Origin of the sequence: Sphingomonas tagetis, from assembly GCF_024211275.1 — a bacterium.
In the GTDB taxonomy this organism is placed as follows: domain Bacteria; phylum Pseudomonadota; class Alphaproteobacteria; order Sphingomonadales; family Sphingomonadaceae; genus Sphingomonas; species Sphingomonas tagetis.
On the sequence record NZ_JAMLDX010000001.1, the window covers coordinates 288,657 to 312,958 of the forward strand.

Annotated in this window: 26 protein-coding genes and 1 tRNA gene; 4 read left to right on the forward strand and 23 right to left on the reverse strand. The window is 66.8% G+C overall.

Going from position 1 to position 24,302, the window contains the following annotated elements; all coding sequences use genetic code 11:
* Positions 1 to 24: 24 nt before the first annotated feature.
* The 5 genes from M9978_RS01470 to M9978_RS01490 are packed head-to-tail and all read right to left on the reverse strand — an operon-like array spanning position 25 to position 4,646.
* Positions 25 to 1,008, reverse strand: a complete 984-nt coding sequence (locus tag M9978_RS01470) for a DNA polymerase III delta subunit-related protein (protein ID WP_254291074.1) — start codon at positions 1,006 to 1,008, stop codon at positions 25 to 27.
* A complete protein-coding gene (gene tmk, locus M9978_RS01475; protein WP_254291075.1) occupies positions 1,005 to 1,628 on the reverse strand; it encodes a dTMP kinase in 624 nt (207 codons plus the stop codon). Before tmk ends, M9978_RS01470 begins: the two co-directional genes overlap by 4 nt.
* On the reverse strand, positions 1,625 to 2,788 hold the full coding sequence (locus M9978_RS01480) for a D-alanyl-D-alanine carboxypeptidase family protein (RefSeq protein WP_254291076.1): 1,164 nt from the start codon (positions 2,786 to 2,788) through the stop codon (positions 1,625 to 1,627). The genes tmk and M9978_RS01480 overlap by 4 nt, the downstream gene beginning before the upstream one ends.
* A gap of 27 nt (positions 2,789 to 2,815) precedes the next feature.
* Positions 2,816 to 3,610 carry an SPOR domain-containing protein gene (locus tag M9978_RS01485; protein WP_254291077.1) on the reverse strand — a complete coding sequence of 265 codons (795 nt, stop codon included), beginning with the start codon at positions 3,608 to 3,610 and terminating at the stop codon, positions 2,816 to 2,818.
* 16 nt (positions 3,611 to 3,626) lie between these two features.
* On the reverse strand, positions 3,627 to 4,646 hold the full coding sequence (locus M9978_RS01490) for a lytic murein transglycosylase (protein ID WP_254291078.1): 1,020 nt from the start codon (positions 4,644 to 4,646) through the stop codon (positions 3,627 to 3,629).
* Between the two features lie 129 nt (positions 4,647 to 4,775).
* On the opposite strand from M9978_RS01490, the gene M9978_RS01495 reads away from it, so the two are divergent.
* A tRNA-Ser gene (locus M9978_RS01495) sits at positions 4,776 to 4,865 on the forward strand.
* A gap of 4 nt (positions 4,866 to 4,869) precedes the next feature.
* On the opposite strand, the gene M9978_RS01500 is transcribed toward M9978_RS01495, so the two are convergent.
* The 13 genes from M9978_RS01500 to pyrH form a co-directional block, all read right to left on the reverse strand.
* Positions 4,870 to 5,226, reverse strand: a complete 357-nt coding sequence (locus tag M9978_RS01500; RefSeq protein WP_254291079.1) for a hypothetical protein — start codon at positions 5,224 to 5,226, stop codon at positions 4,870 to 4,872.
* Positions 5,227 to 5,292: 66 nt separating this feature from the next.
* Positions 5,293 to 5,622, reverse strand: a complete 330-nt coding sequence (locus M9978_RS01505) for a PilZ domain-containing protein (RefSeq protein ID WP_254291080.1) — start codon at positions 5,620 to 5,622, stop codon at positions 5,293 to 5,295.
* Between the two features lie 55 nt (positions 5,623 to 5,677).
* Positions 5,678 to 5,908: a 50S ribosomal protein L31 gene (rpmE, locus tag M9978_RS01510; protein ID WP_254291081.1), complete on the reverse strand. Its 231-nt coding sequence runs from the start codon at positions 5,906 to 5,908 to the stop codon at positions 5,678 to 5,680.
* A 97-nt stretch (positions 5,909 to 6,005) separates the two neighbouring features.
* Complete coding sequence (locus tag M9978_RS01515; protein WP_254291082.1) at positions 6,006 to 6,884, reverse strand: nuclear transport factor 2 family protein; 879 nt, start codon at positions 6,882 to 6,884, stop codon at positions 6,006 to 6,008.
* A 125-nt stretch (positions 6,885 to 7,009) separates the two neighbouring features.
* The gene (gene fabZ, locus M9978_RS01520; RefSeq protein ID WP_254291083.1) at positions 7,010 to 7,489 is read right to left on the reverse strand and encodes a 3-hydroxyacyl-ACP dehydratase FabZ; all 480 of its coding nucleotides are present in this window, start codon (positions 7,487 to 7,489) and stop codon (positions 7,010 to 7,012) included.
* Positions 7,489 to 8,109, reverse strand: coding sequence for an OmpH/Skp family outer membrane protein (locus tag M9978_RS01525; protein ID WP_254291084.1), 621 nt, complete (start codon positions 8,107 to 8,109; stop codon positions 7,489 to 7,491). Before M9978_RS01525 ends, fabZ begins: the two co-directional genes overlap by 1 nt.
* A complete protein-coding gene (gene bamA / locus M9978_RS01530) occupies positions 8,109 to 10,892 on the reverse strand; it encodes an outer membrane protein assembly factor BamA (RefSeq protein ID WP_254291085.1) in 2,784 nt (927 codons plus the stop codon). The genes M9978_RS01525 and bamA overlap by 1 nt, the downstream gene beginning before the upstream one ends.
* A 73-nt stretch (positions 10,893 to 10,965) precedes the next feature.
* Complete coding sequence (gene rseP / locus M9978_RS01535) at positions 10,966 to 12,099, reverse strand: RIP metalloprotease RseP (protein WP_254291086.1); 1,134 nt, start codon at positions 12,097 to 12,099, stop codon at positions 10,966 to 10,968.
* Positions 12,096 to 13,253, reverse strand: coding sequence for a 1-deoxy-D-xylulose-5-phosphate reductoisomerase (locus M9978_RS01540; protein ID WP_254291087.1), 1,158 nt, complete (start codon positions 13,251 to 13,253; stop codon positions 12,096 to 12,098). The genes rseP and M9978_RS01540 overlap by 4 nt, the downstream gene beginning before the upstream one ends.
* Entirely contained in the window at positions 13,250 to 14,035 is a 786-nt protein-coding gene (locus M9978_RS01545) for a phosphatidate cytidylyltransferase (protein ID WP_254291088.1), read from the reverse strand. Before M9978_RS01545 ends, M9978_RS01540 begins: the two co-directional genes overlap by 4 nt.
* Complete coding sequence (locus M9978_RS01550) at positions 14,032 to 14,772, reverse strand: isoprenyl transferase (protein WP_254291089.1); 741 nt, start codon at positions 14,770 to 14,772, stop codon at positions 14,032 to 14,034. The genes M9978_RS01545 and M9978_RS01550 overlap by 4 nt, the downstream gene beginning before the upstream one ends.
* On the reverse strand, positions 14,769 to 15,326 hold the full coding sequence (gene frr / locus M9978_RS01555; RefSeq protein ID WP_254291090.1) for a ribosome recycling factor: 558 nt from the start codon (positions 15,324 to 15,326) through the stop codon (positions 14,769 to 14,771). The genes M9978_RS01550 and frr overlap by 4 nt, the downstream gene beginning before the upstream one ends.
* Positions 15,327 to 15,340: 14 nt before the next feature.
* Positions 15,341 to 16,072: a UMP kinase gene (pyrH, locus tag M9978_RS01560; protein WP_254291091.1), complete on the reverse strand. Its 732-nt coding sequence runs from the start codon at positions 16,070 to 16,072 to the stop codon at positions 15,341 to 15,343.
* Positions 16,073 to 16,317: 245 nt separating this feature from the next.
* On the opposite strand from pyrH, the gene M9978_RS01565 reads away from it, so the two are divergent.
* Positions 16,318 to 17,211: an OmpA family protein gene (locus M9978_RS01565; protein WP_254291092.1), complete on the forward strand. Its 894-nt coding sequence runs from the start codon at positions 16,318 to 16,320 to the stop codon at positions 17,209 to 17,211.
* 58 nt (positions 17,212 to 17,269) lie between these two features.
* Here M9978_RS01565 and M9978_RS01570 read toward each other — a convergent pair whose 3' ends face one another.
* From M9978_RS01570 to rpsB, 3 genes are all read right to left on the reverse strand, one after another.
* The gene (locus M9978_RS01570; protein WP_254291093.1) at positions 17,270 to 18,859 is read right to left on the reverse strand and encodes an EAL domain-containing protein; all 1,590 of its coding nucleotides are present in this window, start codon (positions 18,857 to 18,859) and stop codon (positions 17,270 to 17,272) included.
* 161 nt (positions 18,860 to 19,020) lie between these two features.
* Positions 19,021 to 19,953 carry a translation elongation factor Ts gene (gene tsf / locus M9978_RS01575; RefSeq protein WP_254291094.1) on the reverse strand — a complete coding sequence of 311 codons (933 nt, stop codon included), beginning with the start codon at positions 19,951 to 19,953 and terminating at the stop codon, positions 19,021 to 19,023.
* Between the two features lie 92 nt (positions 19,954 to 20,045).
* Positions 20,046 to 20,942, reverse strand: a complete 897-nt coding sequence (rpsB, locus tag M9978_RS01580; RefSeq protein WP_254291095.1) for a 30S ribosomal protein S2 — start codon at positions 20,940 to 20,942, stop codon at positions 20,046 to 20,048.
* Positions 20,943 to 21,217: 275 nt separating this feature from the next.
* Between rpsB and M9978_RS01585 the strand changes: the two genes are divergently transcribed.
* The gene (locus M9978_RS01585) at positions 21,218 to 21,439 is read left to right on the forward strand and encodes a hypothetical protein (RefSeq protein ID WP_254291096.1); all 222 of its coding nucleotides are present in this window, start codon (positions 21,218 to 21,220) and stop codon (positions 21,437 to 21,439) included.
* On the opposite strand, the gene M9978_RS01590 is transcribed toward M9978_RS01585, so the two are convergent.
* Positions 21,381 to 22,175 (reverse strand): CDP-alcohol phosphatidyltransferase family protein, encoded by a 795-nt coding sequence (locus M9978_RS01590; RefSeq protein ID WP_254291097.1) that lies wholly within the window; start codon positions 22,173 to 22,175, stop codon positions 21,381 to 21,383. The genes M9978_RS01585 and M9978_RS01590 overlap by 59 nt on opposite strands.
* Positions 22,176 to 22,185: 10 nt before the next feature.
* The gene (locus M9978_RS01595; protein WP_254291098.1) at positions 22,186 to 22,917 is read right to left on the reverse strand and encodes a phosphatidylserine decarboxylase; all 732 of its coding nucleotides are present in this window, start codon (positions 22,915 to 22,917) and stop codon (positions 22,186 to 22,188) included.
* Positions 22,918 to 23,077: 160 nt separating this feature from the next.
* Between M9978_RS01595 and M9978_RS01600 the strand changes: the two genes are divergently transcribed.
* Entirely contained in the window at positions 23,078 to 24,301 is a 1,224-nt protein-coding gene (locus tag M9978_RS01600) for an NADP-dependent isocitrate dehydrogenase (RefSeq protein ID WP_254291099.1), read from the forward strand.
* Position 24,302: the final 1 nt, after the last annotated feature.

A 24,302-nucleotide genomic window follows, 5' to 3' on the forward strand; every position in this document is an offset into this window, starting at 1 on the left:
GCAAGCCGAAGTCAGATTGAAGCGCTAGCGCGTCGCCAGCCGGGCGAGAATCCCGCCCATCTCGAACACCGTCGCCTGCGCATCGAGCGATTGGGCCAGCGCGAGCGGGCCGAGATGCGCGGCGGTGTCATATGCCTCCAGCGCATCGGCAAGCGCTCGTCCATGCCGATTGCGCGCCTCCGCCGCGATGAAGGCCGGCACGCGCGCCAGAAACGCCTCGTAGCGCGGCTGCGCCGCCTTGGCGCCCAATGTCCTGGCGAGGCGCGAGCGGATCGCATTGTCGGCGTCACCGCGCGCAGCGATCGCCGCCATCTCGCCGTCGAGCGTGGCGAGATCGAGCCCGGCAAAGCCCAGCGCCTTGCCCGGCGACCCGCCGCCCGCGCGGACCAGCGCGTCGATTTCGGCCGCGCTCGCCTCGGGCAGTTCGGCGCGCAGCACGCCGGCAACCTCGGCATCGCTCAGCGGATCGAAGCGCAGCAGGCGGCAGCGCGAACGGATCGTCGGCAGCAGCCGGCCCGGCGAGTGGCTGACCAGCAGGAAGATCGTGCCCTCGGGCGGCTCCTCGAGATTCTTGAGCAGTGCATTGGCCGCGCCGGGGCGTTCGACATCGTCGATCGAATCGATCACCACCACGCGCCGGCTCGACATGCTCGGCTTGGTCGCGAACATCGGTCCCAGCCCGCGCACCTGGCCGATCGGGATCGATCGCGCGAGATTCTCGTCGGGCTTGGCCGGGTCCTTGGGCAGCCGTTCCAATACGCGATAATCCGGGTGCGCCCCGGCCTCGATCATGCGCCGCGTGTGATGCGCCTCGAGCACGTCGAAATCGCCGGGCAGATCACTCGCACCCGCGCCTTCGGCCAGCATCCGCATTGCCGCAGCGCGCGCGAAGCTCGCCTTGCCGACGCCCTCCGGCCCGGCGAACAGCCAGGCGTGATGCAGCTGTGCGCCCGACATGGCGGCGCGGAACGCGGCCTTTGCCGCGGCATTGCCGGCAAGTGACGTCATGGCAGCAAGTCGGTCAGCGCATCCAGAAGTGACGTCGTGACGTCATCCACGGCGCCCGCGGCATCGATCAGGCGAACGCGGTCCGGCTCGGCGGCGGCGATGCGGCGGAATTGCGCGGCGACCGCCTGATGAAAGTCCGGCCCGCGCGCGCCGAACCGGTCCGCTGCGCCGCCGTCACGCTCCAGCGAGCGCGCATGACCCTCGCCATCGGGCAGGTCGAGCACCAGTGTCCGGTCGGGCAGCAACCCCTTCGAGCCGAAGCCGTGCAGCGCCAGGATCGCGGCGTCGTCGATATCCTGTGCACCCTGATAGGCCCGCGTCGAATCGATATAGCGGTCGCAGAGCACCCAGCTGCCGGCGTCGACCGCGGGGCGGATCAGCTTTTCGACATGATCGGCGCGCGCGGCGGCGAAAAGCAGCGTCTCGGCATGCGCGCTCCAGCGGGCGACATCGCCCTGCATCAGCAGGCTGCGCACGCCCTCCGCGCCCTCGGTCCCGCCCGGCTCGCGGGTCAGCACGACATGCAGCCCGCGCGCTTCGAGCGCCGCGGCCAGCCGTTTGACCTGAGTCGATTTGCCGACCCCTTCCCCGCCCTCAAGGCTGAGGAAGCGGCCGCTCATGCGAACAGCGACATCAGGCCGACCCAGGCGCGGCCGAAAAAGCCCGCTTCGGCGACATCGGCCTCGGCCACCAGCGGCAGCCGCTGCTCGGGCATGCCCGGCGCGGTGATGACGAGGTCGGCGATATGCTGACCGGCCTTGATCGGCGCCTTGACCGGGCCGTCATAAACCACCGTGCCGCGCAGCTGCGGCGAGGTCCCGGCGGGCACCGCGATGGCGAGATCGCGCGGCGCCACCAGCCCGACTTCGGATTCGCCGCCCAGCTGCACCTGCGCGCTGTCGACCTTGCGGCCCTTGGTAACGACCGTTTGCGACGACCAGGCGCGGAAGCCCCAGTCCATGAACTTCACCGATTCTTCGATGCGGCCGTTGAAGCTGGTCAGCCCGGCCACGACCATCACCAGCCGCCGGCCATTCTGCTCGGCCGACCCGGTAAAGCCATAGCCGGCCTCGTCGGTGTGGCCGGTCTTGAGCCCGTCGGCGCCCTTGACGCGGCCGAGCAGCGGGTCGCGATTGGCCTGGGTGATCGGCTGACCACCCATCGTCGTGCCGAAGGTGAAGCTCTCGCGCGAATAGAAGCGCTTGTAGAGGTCCGGGTGGTTGCTGATCGTCGCCTTGGCGAGCTTGGCGAGGTCGCGCGCGGTGACATAGGTGCGGCCCGCATCCGGCCAGCCGTTCGACGTGCCGAACTGGCTGTTGCTGAGGCCCAGCTCCTTCGCCTTCTGGTTCATCAGATTGACGAACGCTTCCTCGGTCCCGGCCACCGCCTCAGCCAGCACGACGCAGGCGTCGTTGCCCGATACGACGATCACGCCATTGAGCAGATTTTCGACGCTGACCTTCTGACCCGGCGACAGGAACATCGTCGAACCCGCTGATGGACCATGCCATTTCTGCCATGTCTCGGGGCGCACATCGACTTGCTGGTCGAGCTTGAGCTTGCCCTGCTTGATCAGATCGAACGCGACATAGGCGGTCATCATCTTGGCCATCGACGCCGGCGGCATGCGGCGGTCGGCGTCCTTGGCATAGAGCACCGCGCTGGAGGACAGGTCCTCCATATAGGCGACCGGCGCCACGGTTTCGAACGGCGGCGTCTGGGCGGCGGTCGGCGCGATAGTGACGGCAAGCGCGGCGGCGGAAAGCAGGATGTTCTTCATGGATCTCTGGACTCGAACGCTGGAAACTCAGGGTACTGAAACGACTCGTGCATCGCCATAGCCGCGCCGGGCGGCATCCGCACGCGCGCGTTGCGCGGCGGCGGCATTGGGATAGGGGCCGGTCTGCACGCGATGCACATTGCCCGCGCTGCGCACCACGCCGCCGAGCTGATCGGCGAGCGCGCGGGCGCGCTGCACGTTGGAGAGCGCGGCGACCTGGACGAACAGGCCCCTGGTCGCACGCGATGCCGGCGCAGGCGCTGGCTTGGGTTGCTTAACCGGCGTTGCGGCGGCCGGGCGCGCCGGGCGGCGCACCGCTGCGCTCTGCGGCTTCGGCGTATCGGCGTCCTTCAACTGCCGCCGCAGCCCGACGAGCAGGACTTGCGGCGCATCGGCACGCAACGGCGCGGGTTCGCCCGCCGCCAGCTGGGCGGCGTCCTGCGCCGATGCGGTCACGCGGCGCACGCGCACCGCCGGATTGCCGGTGACCCCCAGTTGCTTCGCGGCCGCGCCCGATAGGTCGATGAGGCCGCTGCCGCCGCCGCGGATCGCCACGATGATGGTCCGGCCCGTGTCGAGCGCCGTCACCTCGGCATGGCTGCCCGCCGGGAGCAGGTCGCTCGTCGCGAACACGCCCGCGCCTTCACCGGCATAACCGGCATAGCCGACGCGGTCGTAGCGCTCCTCGCCGGGCTTGCGCTGCGACGATCCCTGCGGCCCCTCCGATGGCGGCGGACCGCCTTCCGCCTGCGGCGGCGCATAGCTGGCCCCGGCCTGTGCCGACGCCTGAGCAGACCATGCACCGCAAAGGGCGATCCCCACGCCCCCCGCGATCAGCCTAGTTTTCAATCTCATCCGCCAGCAGCCCCACCGAAAGCGCATAGAAGTTCGAGCAATTATAATCGAGAATCACGCGGTAATTGCCCGTGAGCAGGTACGCGGTCTTGCCCGGTCCATCGGGTTCGAGCAACGTCGCCATGACGTCGCCGCCGGGCCATACGCCCTTTTGCGGCACGATCCCGAGCGCGCGCCACTCGGCCATCGTCTTCCAGCGCGAATGCCGGTCGAACACGCGCGGGCAGCGTGGCGAGGTGGTGCGGCTGCGCACCGCGGCGCGGTCGAATCCGGCGGGCACGCTGACCGCAAAGCCCCAAGGCTGCCCCGCCCGCCACCCGGCATTGACGAAATAATTGGCGATCGAGGCGAGCGTGTCCGCCTCATTCGACCAGATATTGGCGATCCCGTCGCCGTCACCGTCGCGCGCGAGGCGCAGATAGACCGAGGGCAGGAACTGCGGATAGCCGAACGCCCCCGCCCAGCTGCCAAGCAGCCGCTCGCGCGGCACGCCGCGGTCGACCATCTTCATCGTCGCGATGAACTCGCCGGCGAACAGCTCGCGGCGGCGGCCCTCATAGGCGAGCGTCGCCAGGCTGCGCGGCAGGTCGAAATTGCCGGTGTAGCTGCCGTAATTGGTCTCGTGGCCAAAAATGGCGACCATCACCGATTCGGGCACGCCGGTCTCGCGCTCGACCCGCGCGAGCAACGGCCGCAACCGCTGATAGGTGGTCCGCCCACGGCTGATCCGCGCGGCATCGACATGCTTGGCCTTGTAGGGCGCGAAACTGGGGATCGAGGCGGTCGCGGTCGGCGGCCCGCCCGGCTGGTCGCGGTCGAGATCGACCACGCGCTGGTTATAGGTCAGCGTCGGCAGCACGCGATCGAGCGTGCGCGCGCTCACGCCCTCGCGCAGCGCCTGCTGCCGCAGCGGTCCGTCGAGATAGGCCCGAAACCCGCTTTCGTCCTGAGCCGAAGCCGGAACCCCGGCGAGCATCGCGCCCGCCGCCGCAGTTCCGACCATGATGATACGCCGTACAAGGCCCGAAAAATCCCGCATTCCCGCACTGTGGCACAGCCCCGCGCCAAGGTGAATCCCCCTTGCGCCCCCACTTGCGGAAAAGCCGCCGAACGCCCAAAGCGCGTGTCCAACGGAGAGGTGGCCGAGTGGTTTAAGGCAGCGGTCTTGAAAACCGCCGTGGGTGCAAGCTCACCGTGGGTTCGAATCCCACCCTCTCCGCCATCGCTCAGCGCCGCGGCTTCATCCCGATCAGATTGGGTGCAATGCCGCTCATCCGGACAGGGCCATCCACGTCCGCCGCGTCGATGGTCAGCGCCATCACCGGGCGGAAGCGAAACACGCGCGGACGGCGCATGTTGATCGCGTTCATCTCGCTCAACGCGCGCGTGTGCGCGGAGCGGTCGGCATAGGCTGACGGCGCGACACGATAGTCGCGATGGTGGGTCGAATGCGGGTACGCCGTTGCGGTCAGACCATCCAGCGCTGCCGAATGCCGCTGCGGCGCGAGCAGCGCGCCGGTCTGCTGCGCTTGCGACGCCATCGGCAATGTCATGACCGTCATGGCGATGATGCGGTAGCGCATCGGCCCTCCCTGCTTGCCCCGGACGGAGCATGTAGGGTTAACGGGATCGGCGCAACGGGCGCGGTGTCAGGCTGCGACGAGCCGGTCGAATTCGTCTTCGGCCAGAGGAATCTGGAACTCGAGGCCCGCCTCGAAGTCGCTGGACCACACCACTCGCGCGGCCCAATGGCCCACGACCGGCAGCGTCAGCCAGATCATGCTGTCCTTGCGCAGTTCGGAGAACATCTCGATCCGCGCGCCGCCGAGCGACAGGTCGGTAACCTTGCACAGCGCACGGTCGAGTCCGCCGCGCCCGACGCGCGCATCGAGTGAGACCGGCGCGCGCGGACTGCGTCGCCGGCCCAGCACCGCGGGTTCGAATTCTGCTGCGAAGGAGCGCTTGCCCGGTGAGATCATCGGGCAAGCCTATGCTACGATGGCTAACGGCGCGTTAACGACGCGCCGCGCCTTCTCACTTCTTGGAGAGCGAGAGCCCGCCGAAACGCTTGTTGAAGCGCGCAACCTGGCCGCCCGTGTCGAGCATCTGGCCGCGGCCGCCGGTCCAGGCAGGATGCGCCAGCGGGTCGATTTCCAGCTGCATCGTGTCGCCTTCCTTGCCCCAGGTGGAGCGGGTTTCGTACACGGTGCCGTCGGTCATCTGCACCTTGATCATGTGATAGTCGGGGTGCGTGTCTTTCTTCACGGGACAAATTCCTTGAAAGGCCGCCGGTTTCCGACCGGCAGCAAGAGGGCGCGCGCCTAGCAGAGACGCGCCGGCGGCGCAACCTCGGGCCGGCCAATCACTCGGCGATATATTTCCACGGCTCACCGGGACCGCCGCGCACCCACACCGTCGTATAGGGCACGGCGGCGGGACGCCCTTCCGCCACCGGCCCGTTCTGCCGGATCATGCCCCAGGTGACGCCCATGTCGCCGCTCGACGCGACTTCGACCGCATCGGGCGCCCACGTCACCGGGCTGGGCGGCGGGCCGCCGATCGTGCCGCAGATCTTGTCGAGGCCGATCAGCATGCCAGAGCGCGGCGCGCCGAGGTTCGTGGCGTCGGCCCGGCCATGCTTGCAGAAAGCGGGGCCGAGCCCGATCACCTGCGCCTCGTCGGAAAAGCCGCGTTCGGCCGCGTCGATGCTCTTGCGGTGCGCCGCGCGCGCCGCCGGGTCCGACACCCGCACGGCCTTCGCCGGGAGAACCGGCGGCAGCATCGCGGCAGCGGCCTCGCTTTCCTGCGCCTGCCGCTTGTACGAAACCACCCGCCACCCCGCGGCATCCTTGCGCCAATAGGCCAGATATTTGGCGCGGCGCACGGGCGCGGCGCGGTCGTGCAGCGTCATGAAGCCCATGGTGAAGCCCTGCATTCCGTCGGCGGAGATCCCCACCCGAATCGGGCGCCATTCGGCACGCGCGGTCCGGTTGACCGGATTGGCCCTGAGCGCGTCCACCGCCTCGGCCTTGCTGCGCGTGAAGGTCGCGTCGGGGCGCGGCATCGCCACGTCCTGCGCGAACATGGCGGAGATCCCGACGACCGCATCGGTTTTCGCGCTGGCGTCGGAAAAGGCGCGGTCGGCGGCGAGCAGGCTATCCGCCGCCCGGGCCGGCGTCGTGGCCGGTCCAGCCAGGGCCGGCTGAGCCATCGCGACCATCACGGCGAGCAACACACGCATGCCATCCTCCCAACTGTGTTAGAATGACACTACACCGCTTTGCATCATTTGCCAGTGCCCGAACGAAAATGGGCCACGCCGCCGGCATCCGGCGGGTGGCCCATGATTTCGTGACGCGCGCGCCTTCAGGCCGAAGGCGGGTCCGCGATCATCGCGGTGAATTCGCATTCGGTCGCGAGCTCGTCGCCGAGATACGCCTTGCCCGCGAACTTGCAGATGCGTGACCGCTTCTGCACGAACTCGACCTCGAGCCGCAGCAGGACGCCCGGCTCGACCGGCTTGCGGAACTTCACGCCGTCGATCGACATGAAATAGACGAGCTTGCCCGATCCCGCGAGGCCGAGGCTCTCGACTGCGAGCACGCCCGCCGCCTGCGCCAGCGCCTCCACCTGGAGCACGCCGGGCATGATCGGCCTTCCCGGGAAATGCCCCTGGAAGAATTCCTCGTTCATCGACACCGCCTTGATCGCGACGATGCGCTGGTCGGGGACCAGACTCTCGACGCGATCGACCAGCAGCATCGGGTAGCGGTGCGGAAGCGCCGCCATCACCCGCACGATATCGAGCTGGCCGATGTCAGTGCCCGCTTCCGCCACGTCGCTCATCAGCGGCCCGTGGGCGCCGGCTGAGCGGGCGCGGGCGCCGGTGCGGTCGGCTGGGCCGGCGGCGGCGCGGTCACGCTGACGCTGGGCAGCTGCTGGTTGAGCGTGGCGAGCACCGCATCGGTGATGTCGACCGAGGTCGCCGAGAACAGCAGGCTCTCACGCGCGATCGCGACGCTGGCGCCGCGCTGCTGCGCGATCTGCTGCACCACCGGCACCATCTTCTGGGCGATCTGCTGCTGCACGAACTGGACGTTGCGCTGGAACGTCTGCTCACGCTCCGACACCGCGCGCTGCGCGTTCTGCGCGCGCGTCTGGAACGCCTGGATACGAGTCGACAGCGCCGCATCGGGCTTGCCGGCAGCAGCCTTGACCGCGGCCTCGAGCGAGGTCTGCTCGCCCTGAAGCGGCTGGCCCTGCTGCTGCGCGAAGGTCTGCAACGCGGTGCGCTGCTGCTGGAGCTGGCCATTGGCCGCGACGCACGCGGTGCACTGGCTCATGATCCGATCGACATCGACGACCGCCACCTTGGCGTCGGCGAGCGCCTGCGCGGCGGCTGCGCCGGCGCCGAAGGTGGCGCCCGCAACCGCGAGCGCGGCGAGAAGGGTCTTGGTGTTACGCATTAGAAGGACGTCCCTACGTTGAAGCTGAAGAGTTTGTCGTCATCGCCTTTCTGCTTGAGAATGGCGTAAGCGAGATCGAGGCGCAGCGGCCCGAACGGCGAGTTCCAGTTGACGCCGATGCCCGCGGAAATGCGCGGCCGCGGCGAGTTGCCCAGGAACTGCTCGATGAACGGATCGGTGGTGGTGTTGTAGACCGAGTTGACCGAGGTGCCCGAGCACGCCCCGCCGCCGGTCGCCGAATAGCCGATCGTGCAGGTCGTGACCGCGCCCGGCGCGACGGTGTCGGTGTCGGGCACGACGAAGAGCGCGCGGCCCTGAGCGTCGAACTGCGGCGTTTGCAGCGGCAGCAGCGTCGGCGAACCGTCGGCGTTGAACAGCAATGTGCCGCTGCTGCTGCGCGCCTGGGTGAAGCTGGCGGTCAGGCCCGGACGGCGCACGCCCCAGTTGGCGCCCGCCATCACGAAGATCGACGGACGGATGCCCATCTCGCGCGCGCCGGCGCCGAGCGGGATTTCGAGCTCGAGCTTGCCGAGATAATAAGCCCGGCCACCGATCGCATCGTCGAAGATCTGATCCTTGTCGGTGATCAGCAGCTGGTTGCCCGCCGCCGCGGTGCCGGTGAAGCCGATGCGCTGGATGCGCGGGCCGACGCCGCGGATGTCGAAGCCGCGGAACTGCGGCTCACCGAGGAAGAAGCGGTCGGTGATCCGCACCGGATCGATCGTCGCGGTGCCCGCTTCCAGGCTGTGGATATAGCCGCCCTCGAGGCCGACCGAGAAAATGAAGCCGCTGCCGACATTCCAATATTTGTCGGCGTCGAAGCGGCCGCGCAGATAGCGCACATCGCCGCCGAGCCCTGCGAAATCGCCGCCGAGCACCAGCCGCTGGCCCGCGGTCGGGCGCTGGCGGCTGTTGAGGCTGTCATAGATCAGCGACAGGCCGAGGCTCGACGTCCAGCGGTTGCCGAGCGCCTCGCACAGATAGCGGCCGGCGAGCAGCGGGTCGCACTGGCCGTTGCGGAAGAAGGTGCTCTCGTCGAGGCCGACCTGGTCATAGACCAGCGAATAGCGCGCCGACGCGGTCCAATATTCGGTCAGCGGCACGCCCGCGACGAGCTGGCCGCCGGTCGATACCTGCTCATAGGTCGTGCGACGATCGCTGCCCAAATAGTTGAACGAATTATAGTCGCGGCGGAACAGCGTGCCGCCCAGCGCGATATTCTGGTCGAACAGATACGGCTCGGTGAAACCGAGTTCGAGCGACTTGGAATAGCTCGAATAATCGGCCGACAGGCGCAGGTCCTGACCGCGGCCGCGGAAGTTGCGCTGGCGGATCGAGCCCTGGAAGATGAAGCGTTCGAGGCTCGAGAAACCGGCCGACAGCGTCAGCTCGCCGGTCGACTTCTCCTCGACATTGGCGGTCAGCACGACGCGATCGGGCGCCGAGCCTTCCTTCTGCTCGATCTCGAACTTCTCGCCGAAATAGCCGAGCGAGTTGATGCGGTCCTGCGAACGCTTGACCAGGAAGGTGTTGAACGCGTCGCCTTCGGCAATGCGCATCTCGCGCCGGATCACCTTGTCCTGCGTCTGGGTGTTGCCGGTGATGTCGATCCGCTCGACATAGGTGCGGCGCGCCTCGGCGATGTTGAAGTTGAGCGTCATCGTCAACTTCTCGCGGTCGCGCTGGAATTCGGGCCGCACGTCGGCAAAGGCGTAGCCGAGCATGCCGGCCGCTTCCTGCAGTCCGTCGACCGTGTCCTCGACCTTCTTCGCGTCGTACCAGTCGCCTTCCTTGATCGAGAGGCTGGAGGCGAGCTGCTTGTCGTCGAAGTCGCGGATCGCGCTGTCGACGCTGACCGCGCCGAATTTGTAGCGCGGGCCTTCCTCGACCACATAGGTGATGATGAAATCGCGCTTGTCCGGGGTCAGCTCGGCGACCGCGGAGACGACGCGGAAATCGGCATAGCCCTGAGTCAGATAGAATTGGCGCAGCTTCTGCTGGTCATAGGCCAGGCGATCTTGGTCATAGCTGGTGTTCGAGCTGAAGATGCTGGTCAGGCGCGCCTGCTTGGTCGCCATCTCGCCGCGCAGCTCGCCGTCCTTGAACTGCTCGTTGCCGATGATGTTGATCTGGCGGACCTTGGACTTCGCACCCTCGCGGATCTCGAAGATCACGTCGACGCGGTTCTGGTCGAGGCTGACCATCTTCGGTTCGACATTGGCGGCGAAGCGGCCCTGCCGGCGATACAGCTCGACGATGCGCGCGACGTCGGCGCGGACCGCGGTGCGCGTGAACATCTGGCGCGGAGCGAGCTTGATCTCCTTGGTGATCTTGTCGCTCTTGAGGCGCTTGTTGCCCTCCAGCACCACGCGGTTGATGATCGGATTCTCGCGCACGCGCAGGACGATGTCACCGCTCTCGACGCCCTCGATCGTCACGTCGGCGAGCAGGTCGCTCGCCAGCACGTCGCGAATCGCCTGATCGAGCGTCTCGGTGGTGTAGGCCTGGCCGACGCGCAGCCGGGTGTAGGACAGCACCGTCTCGGGCTCGAGCCGCTGCGTGCCGTCGACGCGCAGCGTGCGGATCGTGCGCGAGGTCAGCGGGGCGACCGGCGCAGCCGGCGCGGGCGCAGTCTGCGGCACCGGCGCGGCTTGCGCGGCGGCAGGCTGGGCCGGCGCCGCGGTCTGCGCATAGGCGACGGTGGTCAGCCCGGACAGCATCGTGCCGGTCAGCAGCAGGGCGGTGGCGCGCACGCCGATCTTGGAAACCTTAATCGCAGTCACATCCCACCCCAAGTCGGATTTGAGAATAATCGGGCCGAAGCGCGGGCCGCGTTACCGCCCTGCCCCAACCGCATCAGCCGATCAACCCGGCCAGATTCCGCCAGACGCCGAATGCGCCCAGATCGTTGAAGGTCACCAGCAGCATCAGCGCCAGGATCGCGACCATCCCGCCACGGAACGCCCACTCCATCACCTGCGGTTCGACCGGCTTACGCCGCACCGCCTCGACCGCATAGAACAGAAGATGGCCGCCATCCAGCACCGGCACTGGCAGGAGGTTGATGAACCCCAGATTTATCGAAATGAGCGCGATCAGGAACGCGAAATCGGTCGGTCCCATCACGAACCGCTCGCCCGACACCTGTGCGATTCGCAGCGGACCGCCCAATTCCTCGACCGAGCGGCGGCCGGTGATGATCTGGCCGAGGCCGTCGACCGTGCCCTGGATGACGTTGCCCGTCATGCGCAGGCCAGCGGGGATCGCGCCGAGCAGCCCGATCTCGACCTGCACCGGTTCGCCGGGCGTCACACCGAGCTGGCCGAGCTTATATTCGTTGCCGAAGCGGTCCTTCTCGACCCGCACTCCGATCTGCGCGGTCATCTCGACCTCGGCGCCGTCGCGCTCGACGGTCAGCTCGACCGTCTCGGCGGGCCGCATGACGATGTAGCGGCGCAGGTCGTTGAACGTCTCGATCCCGCGCCCGTCGATCGCCGTGATACGGTCACCCTTGAGCAATCCGGCCTGCGCCGCGGCGCTTTCCGCCGCCACGCCGGCCACGACGGTCGGCGTGCGGTTCTCGCCAAAGGCGAGCGCGAACGCCGCCAGGATCAGGATCGCCACCACAAAATTGGTCACCGGCCCCGCCGCGACGACGATCGCGCGCTGCCACAGCGGCTTGGCCTGAAAGGTCTGCGCGCGCTCGGCGGCGGGCAGCGAGAGCCATTCGGGGCTGGGCTGGCTCGCCGGGTTCATGTCGCCAGCGAAGCGAACATAGCCGCCCAAGGGCAGCCAGCCGAACTTCCAGCGCGTGCCGCGCTTGTCGGTGATCCCGCCAATCTCGCGTCCAAAGCCGATCGAGAAGACTTCGGCCTTGATCCCGAACCAGCGGCCGGCGGCGTAATGGCCAAGCTCGTGCACGAAGACCAGCGGGCCGATCACCAGCAGAAAGGCGATGATATAGAAGATGAAACCGGGGGCTTCGGTCAATCGACGCAATCCTTCACACGCTCACCCGCAATGTGCCGCGCTTCCGCATCGATCGCCAATACCTGATCGAGCGTTTCCGGCGCGGCCGGGTCGTAGCGCTCCAGCGTATCCGAGACGATTGCGGCAATTTCAAGAAACGCCGCGCGCCCGTCCAGAAATGCCGCGACCGCCACTTCATTGGCGGCGTTGAGCACCGCCGGCCGCGCCCCGCCCGCCGCCAGCGCCTCGCGGGCCAGCTTTAGGCACGGGAAGCGCTCGTAATCCGGCGCCTCGAAGTCGAGCCGGCCGATCGTCGCGAGATCGAGCCGCTGGCACGGCGTTGCCATCCGCCGCGGCCAGGCCAGCGCGTGCGCGATCGGAATGCGCATGTCGGGCGCGCCCAGCTGGGCGAGCATCGACCCGTCGACATATTCGACCAGGCTGTGGATCACCGACTGGCGGTGGACGACCACGTCGAGCTGTTCGGCCGACACCGGGAACAGGTGGAACGCCTCGATCAGCTCCAGCCCCTTGTTCATCAGCGTGGCCGAATCGACGCTGATCTTGGCGCCCATGGACCAGTTGGGATGCGCCACCGCCTGCGCCGGGGTGATGCCGCGCATCTCGTCGAGCGTCCGCTCGCGAAACGGCCCGCCGCTCGCGGTCAGCACGATCCGCGACACGCGGTCGGCATTGGCCGGGTCGAGACACTGGAACACCGCATTATGCTCGGAATCGACCGGCAGCAGCGTCGCGCCGAACCGCGCCGCGGCATCGGTCATCACGCCGCCGGCCGACACCAGCGACTCCTTGTTGGCGAGCGCGACGACGCCGCCATGCTCCATTGCCGCGAGCGTCGGCTTGAGCCCGGCGGTGCCGACGATCGCCGCCATCGTCCAGCCGGCGCCCATCCGCGCCGCCTCGCACACCGCGTCGATCCCGCCCGCCGCTTCAATATTCGTGCCCCGCAGCGCCTCGCGCAGCGCCGGCAGGCGGCTTTCGTCCGCCACCACCGCACGCCGCGCCCGCACCCGCCGCGCCGCAGCGGCGAGCTTCCCGACATCGCCATTGGCGGTCAGCGCCAGCACTTCATAGGCGTCGGGATCGCGCTCGATCAGATCCAGCGTCGAGCTGCCGACCGATCCGGTCGCACCGAGGATGGTGACGGTCTTCACCGCGTGGCCAGCAGGATCACGAGCATCGCCGCCACCGGCGCCACCGGCACCAGCCCGTCGAGCCGGTCGAGAACGCCGCCATGACCGGGCAGGACGTTGCCCGAATCCTTGACCCCCGCACGGCGCTTGAGCCAGCTCTCATAGAGATCGCCGGCCTGTGCCAGCACCGCCAGCAATGGCGTCGTGAAGGCCAGCGGCCAGGGCAGTCCCCATTGCGTCAGCGCCAGTCCGAACAGCCCCGCCGCCAGCATGCCGCCGATCAGCCCGGCCCAGGTCTTGTTGGGGCTCACCGCCGGCATCAGCTTCGGCCCGCCGATCGTGCGCCCGGCGAAATAGGCGCCGATATCGCACGCCCACACCAGCGCCATCGCCCAGAAGGCGAGCAACAGGCCGTCAGGCTGGTCGCGCAGCAGCAGCAGCGCCAGCACCGGCAGCCCGACATAGGCCGCGCCCACGCCCAGCATGCCGTTCTTCGTCACGATCGCGAGGAAGAACCCCGCCCCGACGATCAGCCCCAGCGCCAGAAAGCTCGGTCCCGCCGCGATCGGCGCCATGATCGCCAGCGGCACCATCAGCGCATATTGCGCCAGCCGCTTGTGCGCCGCGTTCGCGCCGTGCAGCCCGGCCCATTCGTGGATCATAATCAGGCCGGCCAGCGTAACCAGCATCCAGAAGGCGAACCCGCCGAACCACAGTGCCGCCGCCGCTACGACGATCAGCGCCACGCCCACCACGGTGCGCGTGCCCAGATCGGCATTCTTGCGGGGCGGAAGCTCGTTCACAGCCCGCCGAACCGCCGCTGCCGCCGTGCGAACTGCGCCACGGCGTCGCCCAGCGCCGCACCGTCGAAATCGGGCCACAGCGTGTCCACGAAGAGCAATTCGGCATAGGCCGCTTGCCACAGCAGGAAGTTGGACAGCCGTTGCTCGCCCGAGGTGCGGATCAGCAGGTCGAGCGGCGGCAGGCCGTGCGTGGTCAGCGCGTCGTCGAACATCGCCTCGTCGATCGCCGAGGGCTCGATCTCGCCCGCCTTCGCCGCCGCCGCCAGCCGCCGCGCCGCGGTCAATATCTCGGCCTGTGCGCCATAGTTGAGCGCAATCACCAGCGTCGAACCGTCATTGGCCGCCGTGCGCGCGATCGCATCGTCGATCATGATCACCAGATCGCCCGACAGCGCATGATAGTCGCCGATCACGCGCAGCCGAACATTCTCGGCCACCAGATCCTTGAGCTCGTTCTTGAGGAAGTGGCGCAGCAGACCCATCAGGTCGCGCACTTCCTCCTCCGGCCGCCGCCAGTTCTCCGACGAGAAGGCGTAGAGCGTCAGCACCTCGATGCCGAGCTCGCGCGCCGCTTTCGACACGCGCCGCACCGCCTCGACGCCCTGCTTGTGCCCGGCGAGCCGCGGCAGCCGCCGTGCCTTCGCCCAGCGGCCATTGCCGTCCATGATGATCGCAACGTGGCGAGGCACCGCCCCGCCGTCCGGACTGGCCGGCACAGGCGCGCTGGCCGCGGTCACTTGCCGAGGATTTCCTTTTCCTTGGCCGCCGCCGCCGCGTCGATGTCGGCGATCGTCGCATCGGTCAGCTTCTGCACCTCGGTCTCGTGGCGCTTGCGCTCGTCTTCGCCGAACAGGCCCTTCTTCTCGTCGGCCTTCAGGCTGTCATTGCCGTCGCGGCGCACGTTGCGCGCGGCGATGCGGGCATTCTCGGCATATTTCGACGCGAGCTTGGCCAGTTCCTTGCGCCGCTCCTCGGTCAGGTCGGGGATCGGCAGGCGCAGCGTCTGCCCGTCGACGATCGGGTTGAGGCCCAGCCCCGCCGAGCGGATCGCCTTGTCGACCGGGCCGACATTGGACTTGTCCCACACCTGCACCGAGATCATCCGCGGCTCGGGCACCGAGACCGTCGCGAGCTGGACGATCGGCATGTGCGCGCCATAGACCTCGACCGACACCGGATCGAGCAGCGTCGTGCTCGCGCGGCCGGTGCGCAGGCCATTCAGGTCGTGCTTGAGCGATTCGACCGCGCCCGCCATGCGGCGTTCGAGATCGGCCTTGTCGTAAGCGGCCATTTGTCAGGCTCCCCTTATGCGTATTCAGGTTCGTTGCGGACGATCGTGGAGGTGCCATGGCCCTCCAGCACCGCCGCCAGATTGCCCTCGTCGCGGATGTTGAACACGACGATCGGAATGTCATTGTCGCGGCACAAGGCGATCGCGGTCGCGTCCATCACCTTGAGATTGTCGACCAGCACGCGGTCGAAGCTCAATTCGTCATAGCGCGTGGCCGTCGGCACCTTCTTGGGGTCCGCGTTGTACACGCCATCGACGCTCGTGCCCTTGAACAGCGCATCGCAATTCATCTCGGCGGCGCGCAGCGCGGCGGTGGTGTCGGTCGTGAAGAACGGCATGCCGGTGCCGGCGGCGAAGATCACCACCCGGCCCTTCTCCATGTGCCGCATCGCCTTGCGGCGGATATAGGGCTCGCTGACCGAAGCCATCGGGATCGCCGACTGCACGCGCGTATCGACGCCCAGCCGCTCCAGCGTGTTCTGCATCGCCAGCGCGTTCATCACGGTGGCGAGCATGCCCATATAGTCGGCGCTCGCCCGCTCGAAGCCCTGTGCGGCCCCCGCCAGCCCGCGGAAGATGTTCCCCCCGCCGACGACCATGCAGATTTCGAGGCCTGTCTCGGTCGCCGCCTTCACCTCCCGCGCGACGCGCTCGCAGGTGGCGGGATCGATGCCGAACTGCCCCTGCCCCATCAGCACTTCGCCCGACAGCTTGAGGAGGATGCGTTTGAAGCGTGGCGCGGTCATCTGGCCCTTGATTCTCTGGTGTTTGCGGGAGCGGCGCGGACCTTAGATGCGGCCCCGCGCAATGCCAAGCGGGGAAACCGGTCATGGCGTCGGTGGAGCGGCATTTGCGTCGGCTTGTCGTGCGCAAGGCTCGAATCGCCCCTGTAACGACCCAGATCGCCCCCTTCGTTCATCTGCCCGCAAGGTTCGCCCGAACACGCGGACGGAGCAACGGGTCCGGCGGGGGACTGAGTAGGAGTATGTGTATGCGAGTAACGTCCAAGAACCCACGCAACGTCATGCTGATCGCCGCGCTGGCTGGTGCGGCATCGGTCAGCCTGACGGCACAGGCGCAGGACGCGCCTCCCGCCGACGATACGGTCGTCGTGACCGGAGCATTGCCGCCTTTGTCCGAAATGACCAAAGGGCCGGACGTCCAGGGCATCATTTCAGCGCGCAAGGGCGACCGCGTGCAGGTCACCACGCCTGACGGCAGCAACACCGTTCTCGTCGTGACTGAAAGCACTCAGATCAAGTCGAGCGGCGGCTTTCTCGGCCTCAACCGCAACAAGCTCGCTTCCGGCCAGCTGCTCAACGGGCTGCCGGTGACGGTCAAGACGCTGCAATGGAGCGGCGGTCTGGTGGCGAGCCAGATCAACCTGCAGAACAAGGATCTGCGCACCGCCTCGATGATCCGCAACGGCACCGACCAGCGCTTCGCCGAACAAACCGCTGCGACCGAGGCGCTCAAGAGCCGCGTGGGCGACATCGACCAGTATAACGTCAAGGGCACGACCAACGTGAACTTCGACACTGGCAAGGCGGTGCTTTCCGAACAGGCGAAGGCGGACCTGTGCACCGCGGCGACCCAGGCGCAGGGCATGGACAACGCGCTGTTGCTCGTCGTCGGTTATACCGATTCCACGGGTAGCCAGGAACTCAACCAGACGCTCAGCGAAAAGCGCGCCAGCCGCGTGGTCAATCACCTCCAGCAGGCGTGCGGCTGGAAACCCTATCGCATGCTCACCCCCACCGGCATGGCCGAAGCCGACCCGGCGGCGGACAACACGACCGAGGAGGGCAAGGCGCAGAACCGCCGCGTGGCGGTGAACATCCTGGTCAGCAAGGCCGTGGACGGGTTCGAGGTGGCTTCGCGCTGAGCCATCACGCCCGCTCGTCGGGATAAAGGCGGCCTGATTGCGTCGATCGCGACTGCGGTCAGGCCGCCACGTTCTTTTTTCGGCGCGGAATAGCGCGCTGTGCGCGCAGCCGCTGGAGCAGGTCCTCCAACGACAACGGGCGATCGTACAGATAGCCTTGCGCATAATGGACACCAAGATTGCGCAGGATCATCTCCTGAGCGCGCGTTTCGATGCCCTCGGCAATGATCCGTAGATTCAGATCGTTTGCCATTTCGATGATGCGTGCGGCGACCTGATTGGTCGCCGACCCGGTGCCCAGTGAGTGAACGAACAGCTTATCGATCTTCAGGAAATCGACGTCCAGTTGCGCGAGATAGGCCAAACTTGAATAGCCCGTGCCGAAATCGTCGATCGCAACGGCGATTCCTCCCCGACGGAGCGAATGGACGGTTTCGCGCGCGCGCTCCAGGTCCACCACGCTCCGCTCGGTTACCTCGACGATCAATTTGGCGTGGGGGATGCCCGACCGTTCGGTCAGCGAGTGAATGTCCGCGATGATATCCGACCGGTGCATGTCTGCTGCCGAGAGGTTCACCGCGAAGTGAAAGTCCGGCTCGATCCGCAGCACATCGCTGGCGTCCTCGGCCAACAGATCGAATACGCGTCCGGTGATGGCGCAAATGATGCCAGCTTCCTCCGCGGCTGGAATGAAGATATCGGGCGGCACGATCTCGCCCGACGACCGACGCCATCGTATCAGCGCTTCGGCTCCGACGATCCGGCCCGACGCCAGATCGATCACAGGCTGATAGCATAAATGGTATTCGCGCCGGCGGAGCCCCTGCCGGACAATCGCGCGCGTTGAAGACCATGACCGCATGGCCCAGATCAGCAAAGCCGAAAGCGCGATGCCGACCAGCAGCCCGATCGGCACCAGCAGCTTGGCTGCCTCTGTCGCATAGGTTGCGGCCTGATTGGCGGGCAGCACAACGATGGCGCCCGTATCGTAACGCTTTGACCTGGCGACACCGACCGTCCGGTCGGCGACGCGAAAAATGGCTTCGCGCTCGACCTTGCTGTGCAACAGCGTCAGCGGGACGTCGCCCCGTGACAGGATCGGGATACGGTGCAACCACGAAATGACGCTGACATCGAGTCCCGGCATTGCTTCGACGAAGCTGAGTGCCAGCTCTTTGTGAACGATCGCCACCGTCGCCCCGGCCTGAACCGCGACGTAGGGAAGCGCCGGATCGATCAGCCTCACCTGCGCGCGAAATATCGTGCCGTTAGCCGAAACAAATTGCGGAGGCCCCAAATCGAATGCCTTGCCGCCGGCGAATGACGAGCAGCGCATGACGTTGCCCTCCATCCGACCGACACCCTGAAGCAGTGTCGAGCCGAGATCGAGCTTTCGCATCAGATCGAGCCCGAGCCTGGAACATGCTTCGGCGTCCGTCAGCGGATTGATTGCCCGAGCGGCGGCGGCGATCTGGTCGCCGGTTTCGTCGGAGCGCGCCAGCGCGCTTCTGGCCAGGCTCAGAACGAGCAATTCTTCACGTTCCACAGCCTGCTGGCGCGCCAGCGCGATGGCCGCGCCGATGGGAACCGCTATCATGCAGCAAACACCGATCACGATGGCCAGCGTCAATCGGCCGATGGGTTTCATCTGCCCTCCTGCTAACCGCAGTTAGCCAGACAGGATAAAGATGTGGTTACGGCAAGCCGGAATGGCATTCCCGGTTCAGCGCAGCCAACCCATGCCCACAAAAAAGGGCGCGGCCACCTTCCGGCAGCCGCGCCCTCTTCTACTCAAGCGATGCGTAAGGCTCAGTTGCCCGCCGCCGTCGCCGCGACTTCCGCCGCGAAATCGCTTTCTTCCTTCTCGATGCCTTCGCCGAGCTGGAAGCGGACATAGTCCTTCAGCGTGATGGTCGTGCCGGCATCCTTGCCCGCCTTGGCGATGACGTCGGCGACCGGGGTCTTGCCGTCCATCACGAACGCCTGCGTCAACAGCGCGTTCTCCTTCTTGAACTTCTCGATCGGGCCGTTGAGGATCTTCTCGACGACGTCGGCCGGCTTGCCCACGGTGCGGTCGGCGTTCTTCTCGCGCAGGATCGCGGCTTCGCGCTCGACGACCTCGGGGTCGAGATCATCGACCGACAGCGCCAGGGGGAAGGCCGCCGCGACGTGCATCGCGATCTGCTTGCCCAGCGGCTCGAGCACGTCGACGCCCGCATCCGATTCGAGCGCGACCAGCACGCCGATCTTGCCCAGGCCCGGCGCCGCGGCGTTGTGGACATAAGGGATCACCGCGCCCTGCGTGACCGACACGGCCTTGGCACGGCGCAGCACCTGGTTCTCGCCGATCGTGGCGATATTGTTGATCAGCACTTCATTGACGGTGCCGCCCTGAGGCATCGCCGACGCCTTCAGCGCCTCGATATCGTCGCCCTGCTCGAGCGCGATCGCGGTCACGTCGCGGACAAAGCCCTGGAAGATCTCGTTCTTGGCGACGAAGTCGGTCTGCGAGTTGACCTCGACGGCCACGCCCTTGGTCCCGGCGACGGCGACGCCGACCAGGCCCTCGGCCGCGGTGCGGCTCGACTTCTTGTCGGCGGCGGCCAAGCCCTTGGTGCGCAGCCAGTCGACCGCGGCTTCCATGTCGCCATTGTTCTCAGCCAGCGCCTTCTTGCAATCCATCATGCCGGCGCCGCTCTTCTCGCGCAGTTCCTTGACGGCTGCTGCAGTGATCTCGGCCATGTTCAATTCCTCGATTTAGTCTGAATGTGATGCGGGCGGGACAGTGCGTTTGCGCCCTGCCCCGCCCGAATTACGTGTTCGTGACGAAGCCTTCAGGCGTCGATCTGACGCTCGCCCTCGGCAGCCGTTTCCGGCTCGGTCGAAGCGGCGGGCGCTTCCGGTTCGGATTCGGCGACCGGCGCAGGCTCGGGCGCTGCTTCGACGGCAGGCTCGGCGGCAACCGGCTCGGCAGCAGCCGGCTCAGCGAGCGCGGCCTCGACCGGCGGCACTTCGGCGGCGCCGAAATCGCCGCTGCTCATCTGCGCCTGGTTGTTGCCGCGGGTCGCCGCGATGGCGATCGCTTCGCAATAGAGACGGATGGCGCGCGACGCGTCGTCGTTAGCGGGCACCGGAAAGGCGATGCCGTCCGGCGACACGTTGGTGTCGAGGATCGCGACGACCGGGATGCCGAGCGTGTTGGCTTCCTTGATCGCCAGCTCTTCCTTGTTGGCGTCGATGACGAACATGATGTCCGGCACGCCACCCAGGTCACGGATACCGCCCAGCGACAGCTCGAGCTTGTCGCGCTCGCGGGTCAGGTTGAGCACTTCCTTCTTGGTCAGGCCGTGCGTGTCGCCCGACAGCTGCTCTTCGAGCGTCTTGAGGCGCTTGATCGAGTTGCTGATCGTCTTCCAGTTGGTGAGCATGCCGCCCAGCCAGCGGTGGTTGACGAAATGCTGGTTCGACTTGCGCGCGGCGTCGGCGATCGCTTCCTGCGCCTGGCGCTTGGTGCCGACGAACAGCACCTTGCCGCCGGCGGCGACGGTCGAGCTGACGAACTCCAGCGCGCGCGCGAACAGCGGCACGGTCTGCGAGAGGTCGATGATGTGAACGCCGTTGCGGTCGCCGAAGATATACGGCTTCATCTTCGGGTTCCAGCGGTGGGTCTGGTGACCGAAGTGCGCGCCCGATTCGAGCAACTGCTGCATGGAGACGACAGGTGCCGCCATAGGGATAACTCCTTCCGGTTGTTCCTCTGGGAAGCGAGTGACCGATGGCCCAAAGGCCCGCGGCACCGGGTTATGATGCTTCCCATGTGGGGTTGAAGGTGGCGCGCTTAGTCGAAGCGGCCGAATAGCGCAAGTGAACAAAAGTGGAAAATGGATGTTGACGGCGGAACGTTAATGGAACATATGGAGTTCAAGAGACGGACGCGGAACTTATCCACAGGCTAAGAGTCTGGGATTACAGGGTTTCGACCGTCGGGTGAATCCGGGAGGCTCTCATGGTTGCTGTTCTCGCTGCGCTGCTCTTCTCTGCTGCCTTCGCGGCCTCGATCTGGGCGATGTTCATCACGATTGCGCCCCGCATCGGCTATATGCGCGAGCTTCTCAACGGCACGACGGTCCCCGCGCTGGCGCCCGCCGTGGCGCCGCGGGTGCGCAACGTCACGCGTCCGGCGGCGGTGTCGACGCTGGCGCCGCGGCCGATGCGCGCGGCGGCGTAGTCCGGCGATAGGCGCGCACGCTGAACGGCAGCGTCGCGAGATAGCCGAGGCATACGACCGTCAGCGTCTGCCAGGGCGCGGTGACCAGCGCGGCGAGCAGGATCGCCACCACCACCAGCGCTTCGAACCGCACATGCCGCCGCAGCCGCAGCGATTTCCACGAATAGGTCGCAATGCTCGACACCATCAGCAGCCCGACGAACCCCACCCACGGCGTCACGATGCGATAGTCCCGCGCCCATTCCTCGCCGCTCCACAGCCAGATATAGATCGGCAGCATCGCCAGCCCCGCGCCGGCCGGCGCCGGAATCCCGGTGAGATAGCCGGCCAGCTTGCGCGGCCCGTCGGCGGCATCGATCTGCGCATTGAACCGCGCCAGCCGCAGCGCGCAGAACACCGCGTACAGCAACGCCACGATCCAGCCGATCTTTGGCGCCGCGATCAATGCCCACAGATACAGGATCAGCGCCGGCGCCACACCGAACGAGATCGCGTCGGAAAGGCTGTCGAGCTCGGCCCCGAACCGGCTCTCGCCACGGATCATCCGCGCGATCTGCCCATCGATGCCGTCGAGCACGGCAGCGAGCATGATCATCAGCACCGCCCGCTCCCACTCCGCCGCAATGGCGAAGCGAACAGCGGTGAGGCCCGAGCACAAGGCGAGCGCGGTCACCGCATTGGGCAGCACCGCCCGAAGCGGGATGCCGCGCCGCTGCGGTCGCGGCCTGAGACTCATGCCTTCACCTTCATTGGGCGATGCCCGTCGTCGCGGTCCCGCCCTTCACGCCGACGATCGTCTCGCCTGCCAGGCAGCGCTGGCCGAGCGCGACTTGGGGCGCGTAATCGTCGGGCAGGAACACGTCGAGCCGGCTGCCGAAGCGGATCAGGCCGAAGCGCTGGCCCGCGACCAGGATGTCGCCCGGCTTGACGAAGGTCACGATGCGCCGCGCCACCAGTCCGGCGATCTGCGTGAAGCCGACACGCGTACCGTCGCGCGTCTCCATCACGAAATGCTGGCGCTCATTCTCGTCGCTCGCCTTGTCGAGGTCGGCGTTGAGGAACTTGCCGGCGATGTAGACGACCTGCCGGATCGTGCCCGCGACGGGCGTGCGGTTGATATGGACGTCGAACACACTCATGAAGATCGAAACGCGTATCCGCGTCGCTTCGTTCAATCCCTCCGGCCCGGCGATCTCGCGCGGCACCGGCACGCGCTCGATCATGGTCACGAGACCATCGGCGGGCGAGACGATCAGCCCCTCCCCCTGCGGCGTGACGCGGATCGGATCGCGGAAGAAGGCGGCGACCCAGATCGTCAGGCCAATCAGCGCGAAGCCGAGTTCGTCCCAGATCGCGAACAGGAACAGCAGCGTCACCGCCGCCGAGATCAGGACATATTTGCGCCCTTCGGGATGGACCGAGGGAAAGCGCCATTTGACGGTGTTGGTGCCGACCGGCGGCGTATCAAGCGAGGACATGGCCCAAGGCTTTAGCCACGCGCGACAACAGGCGCTAGTGTGTTGTTCAACTAATACAACGAAGCGCGGCTATCAGCGGCATGTATTCGGCCCGCTTGATCCCCCCGCCCCTTCCTCCTAGACGCACCGCCAAACCTCCCACACGAACAGGAAAGACAGCATGGCGAAGATCAAGGTGAAAACGCCGGTCGTGGAGATCGACGGCGACGAAATGACCCGGATCATCTGGGAATGGATTCGCGAGCGCCTGATCAAGCCGTATCTCGACATCGACCTCAAATATTATGATCTCGGCGTCGAAAAGCGCGACGAGACCAACGACCAGATCACGATCGATAGCGCCAATGCGATCAAGCAATATGGCGTGGGCGTGAAGTGCGCGACGATCACCCCAGACGAGCAGCGCGTCGAGGAGTTTGGCCTCAAGGAAATGTGGAAGTCGCCCAACGGCACGATCCGCAACATCCTGGGCGGCGTCGTCTTCCGCGAGCCGATCGTGATCTCGAACGTGCCGCGGCTGATCCCGGGCTGGACCAAGCCGATCGTCGTCGGCCGTCACGCCTTTGGCGACCAGTATCGCGCGACCGACTTCAAGGTGCCCGGCGCCGGCAAGCTGCGCATGATCTGGGAAGGCGCCAACGGCGAGAAGATCGAGAAGGAAGTGTTCGATTTCCCCGCCGCCGGCGTGGCGATGGGCATGTACAATCTCGACGATTCGATCCGCGATTTCGCGCGCGCTTCGTTCAACTATGGCCTGAACCTGAAGTGGCCGGTCTATCTCTCGACCAAGAACACCATCCTCAAGGCCTATGACGGCCGCTTCAAGGATCTGTTCCAGGAAGTGTTCGAGACCGAGGGCTTTGCTGCAAAGTTCAAGGAAGCCGGCATCGTTTATGAGCATCGCCTGATCGACGACATGGTCGCCTCGGCGCTCAAGTGGAGCGGCGAGTTCGTGTGGGCGTGCAAGAATTATGACGGCGACGTCCAGTCGGATCAGGTCGCACAGGGCTTCGGTTCGCTCGGTCTGATGACCTCGGTCCTGCTCTCGCCCGACGGCAAGACCGTCGAGGCCGAGGCGGCGCATGGCACCGTCACGCGCCACTATCGCCAGCACCAGCAGGGCAAGGCGACGTCGACCAACCCGATCGCGTCGATCTTCGCCTGGACCGGTGGCCTCAAGTTCCGCGGCAAGTTCGACGACACGCCGGATGTGGTGAAGTTCGCCGAGACGCTGGAGCGCGTGTGCATCGAGACCGTCGAGAGCGGCAAGATGACCAAGGACCTCGCGCTGCTGATCGGCCCGGACCAGCCGTGGATGACCACCGAGCAGTTCTTCGAAGCGATCCGCGAGAACCTCGAAACCGAAATGGGCAGCTGGCAGTAAG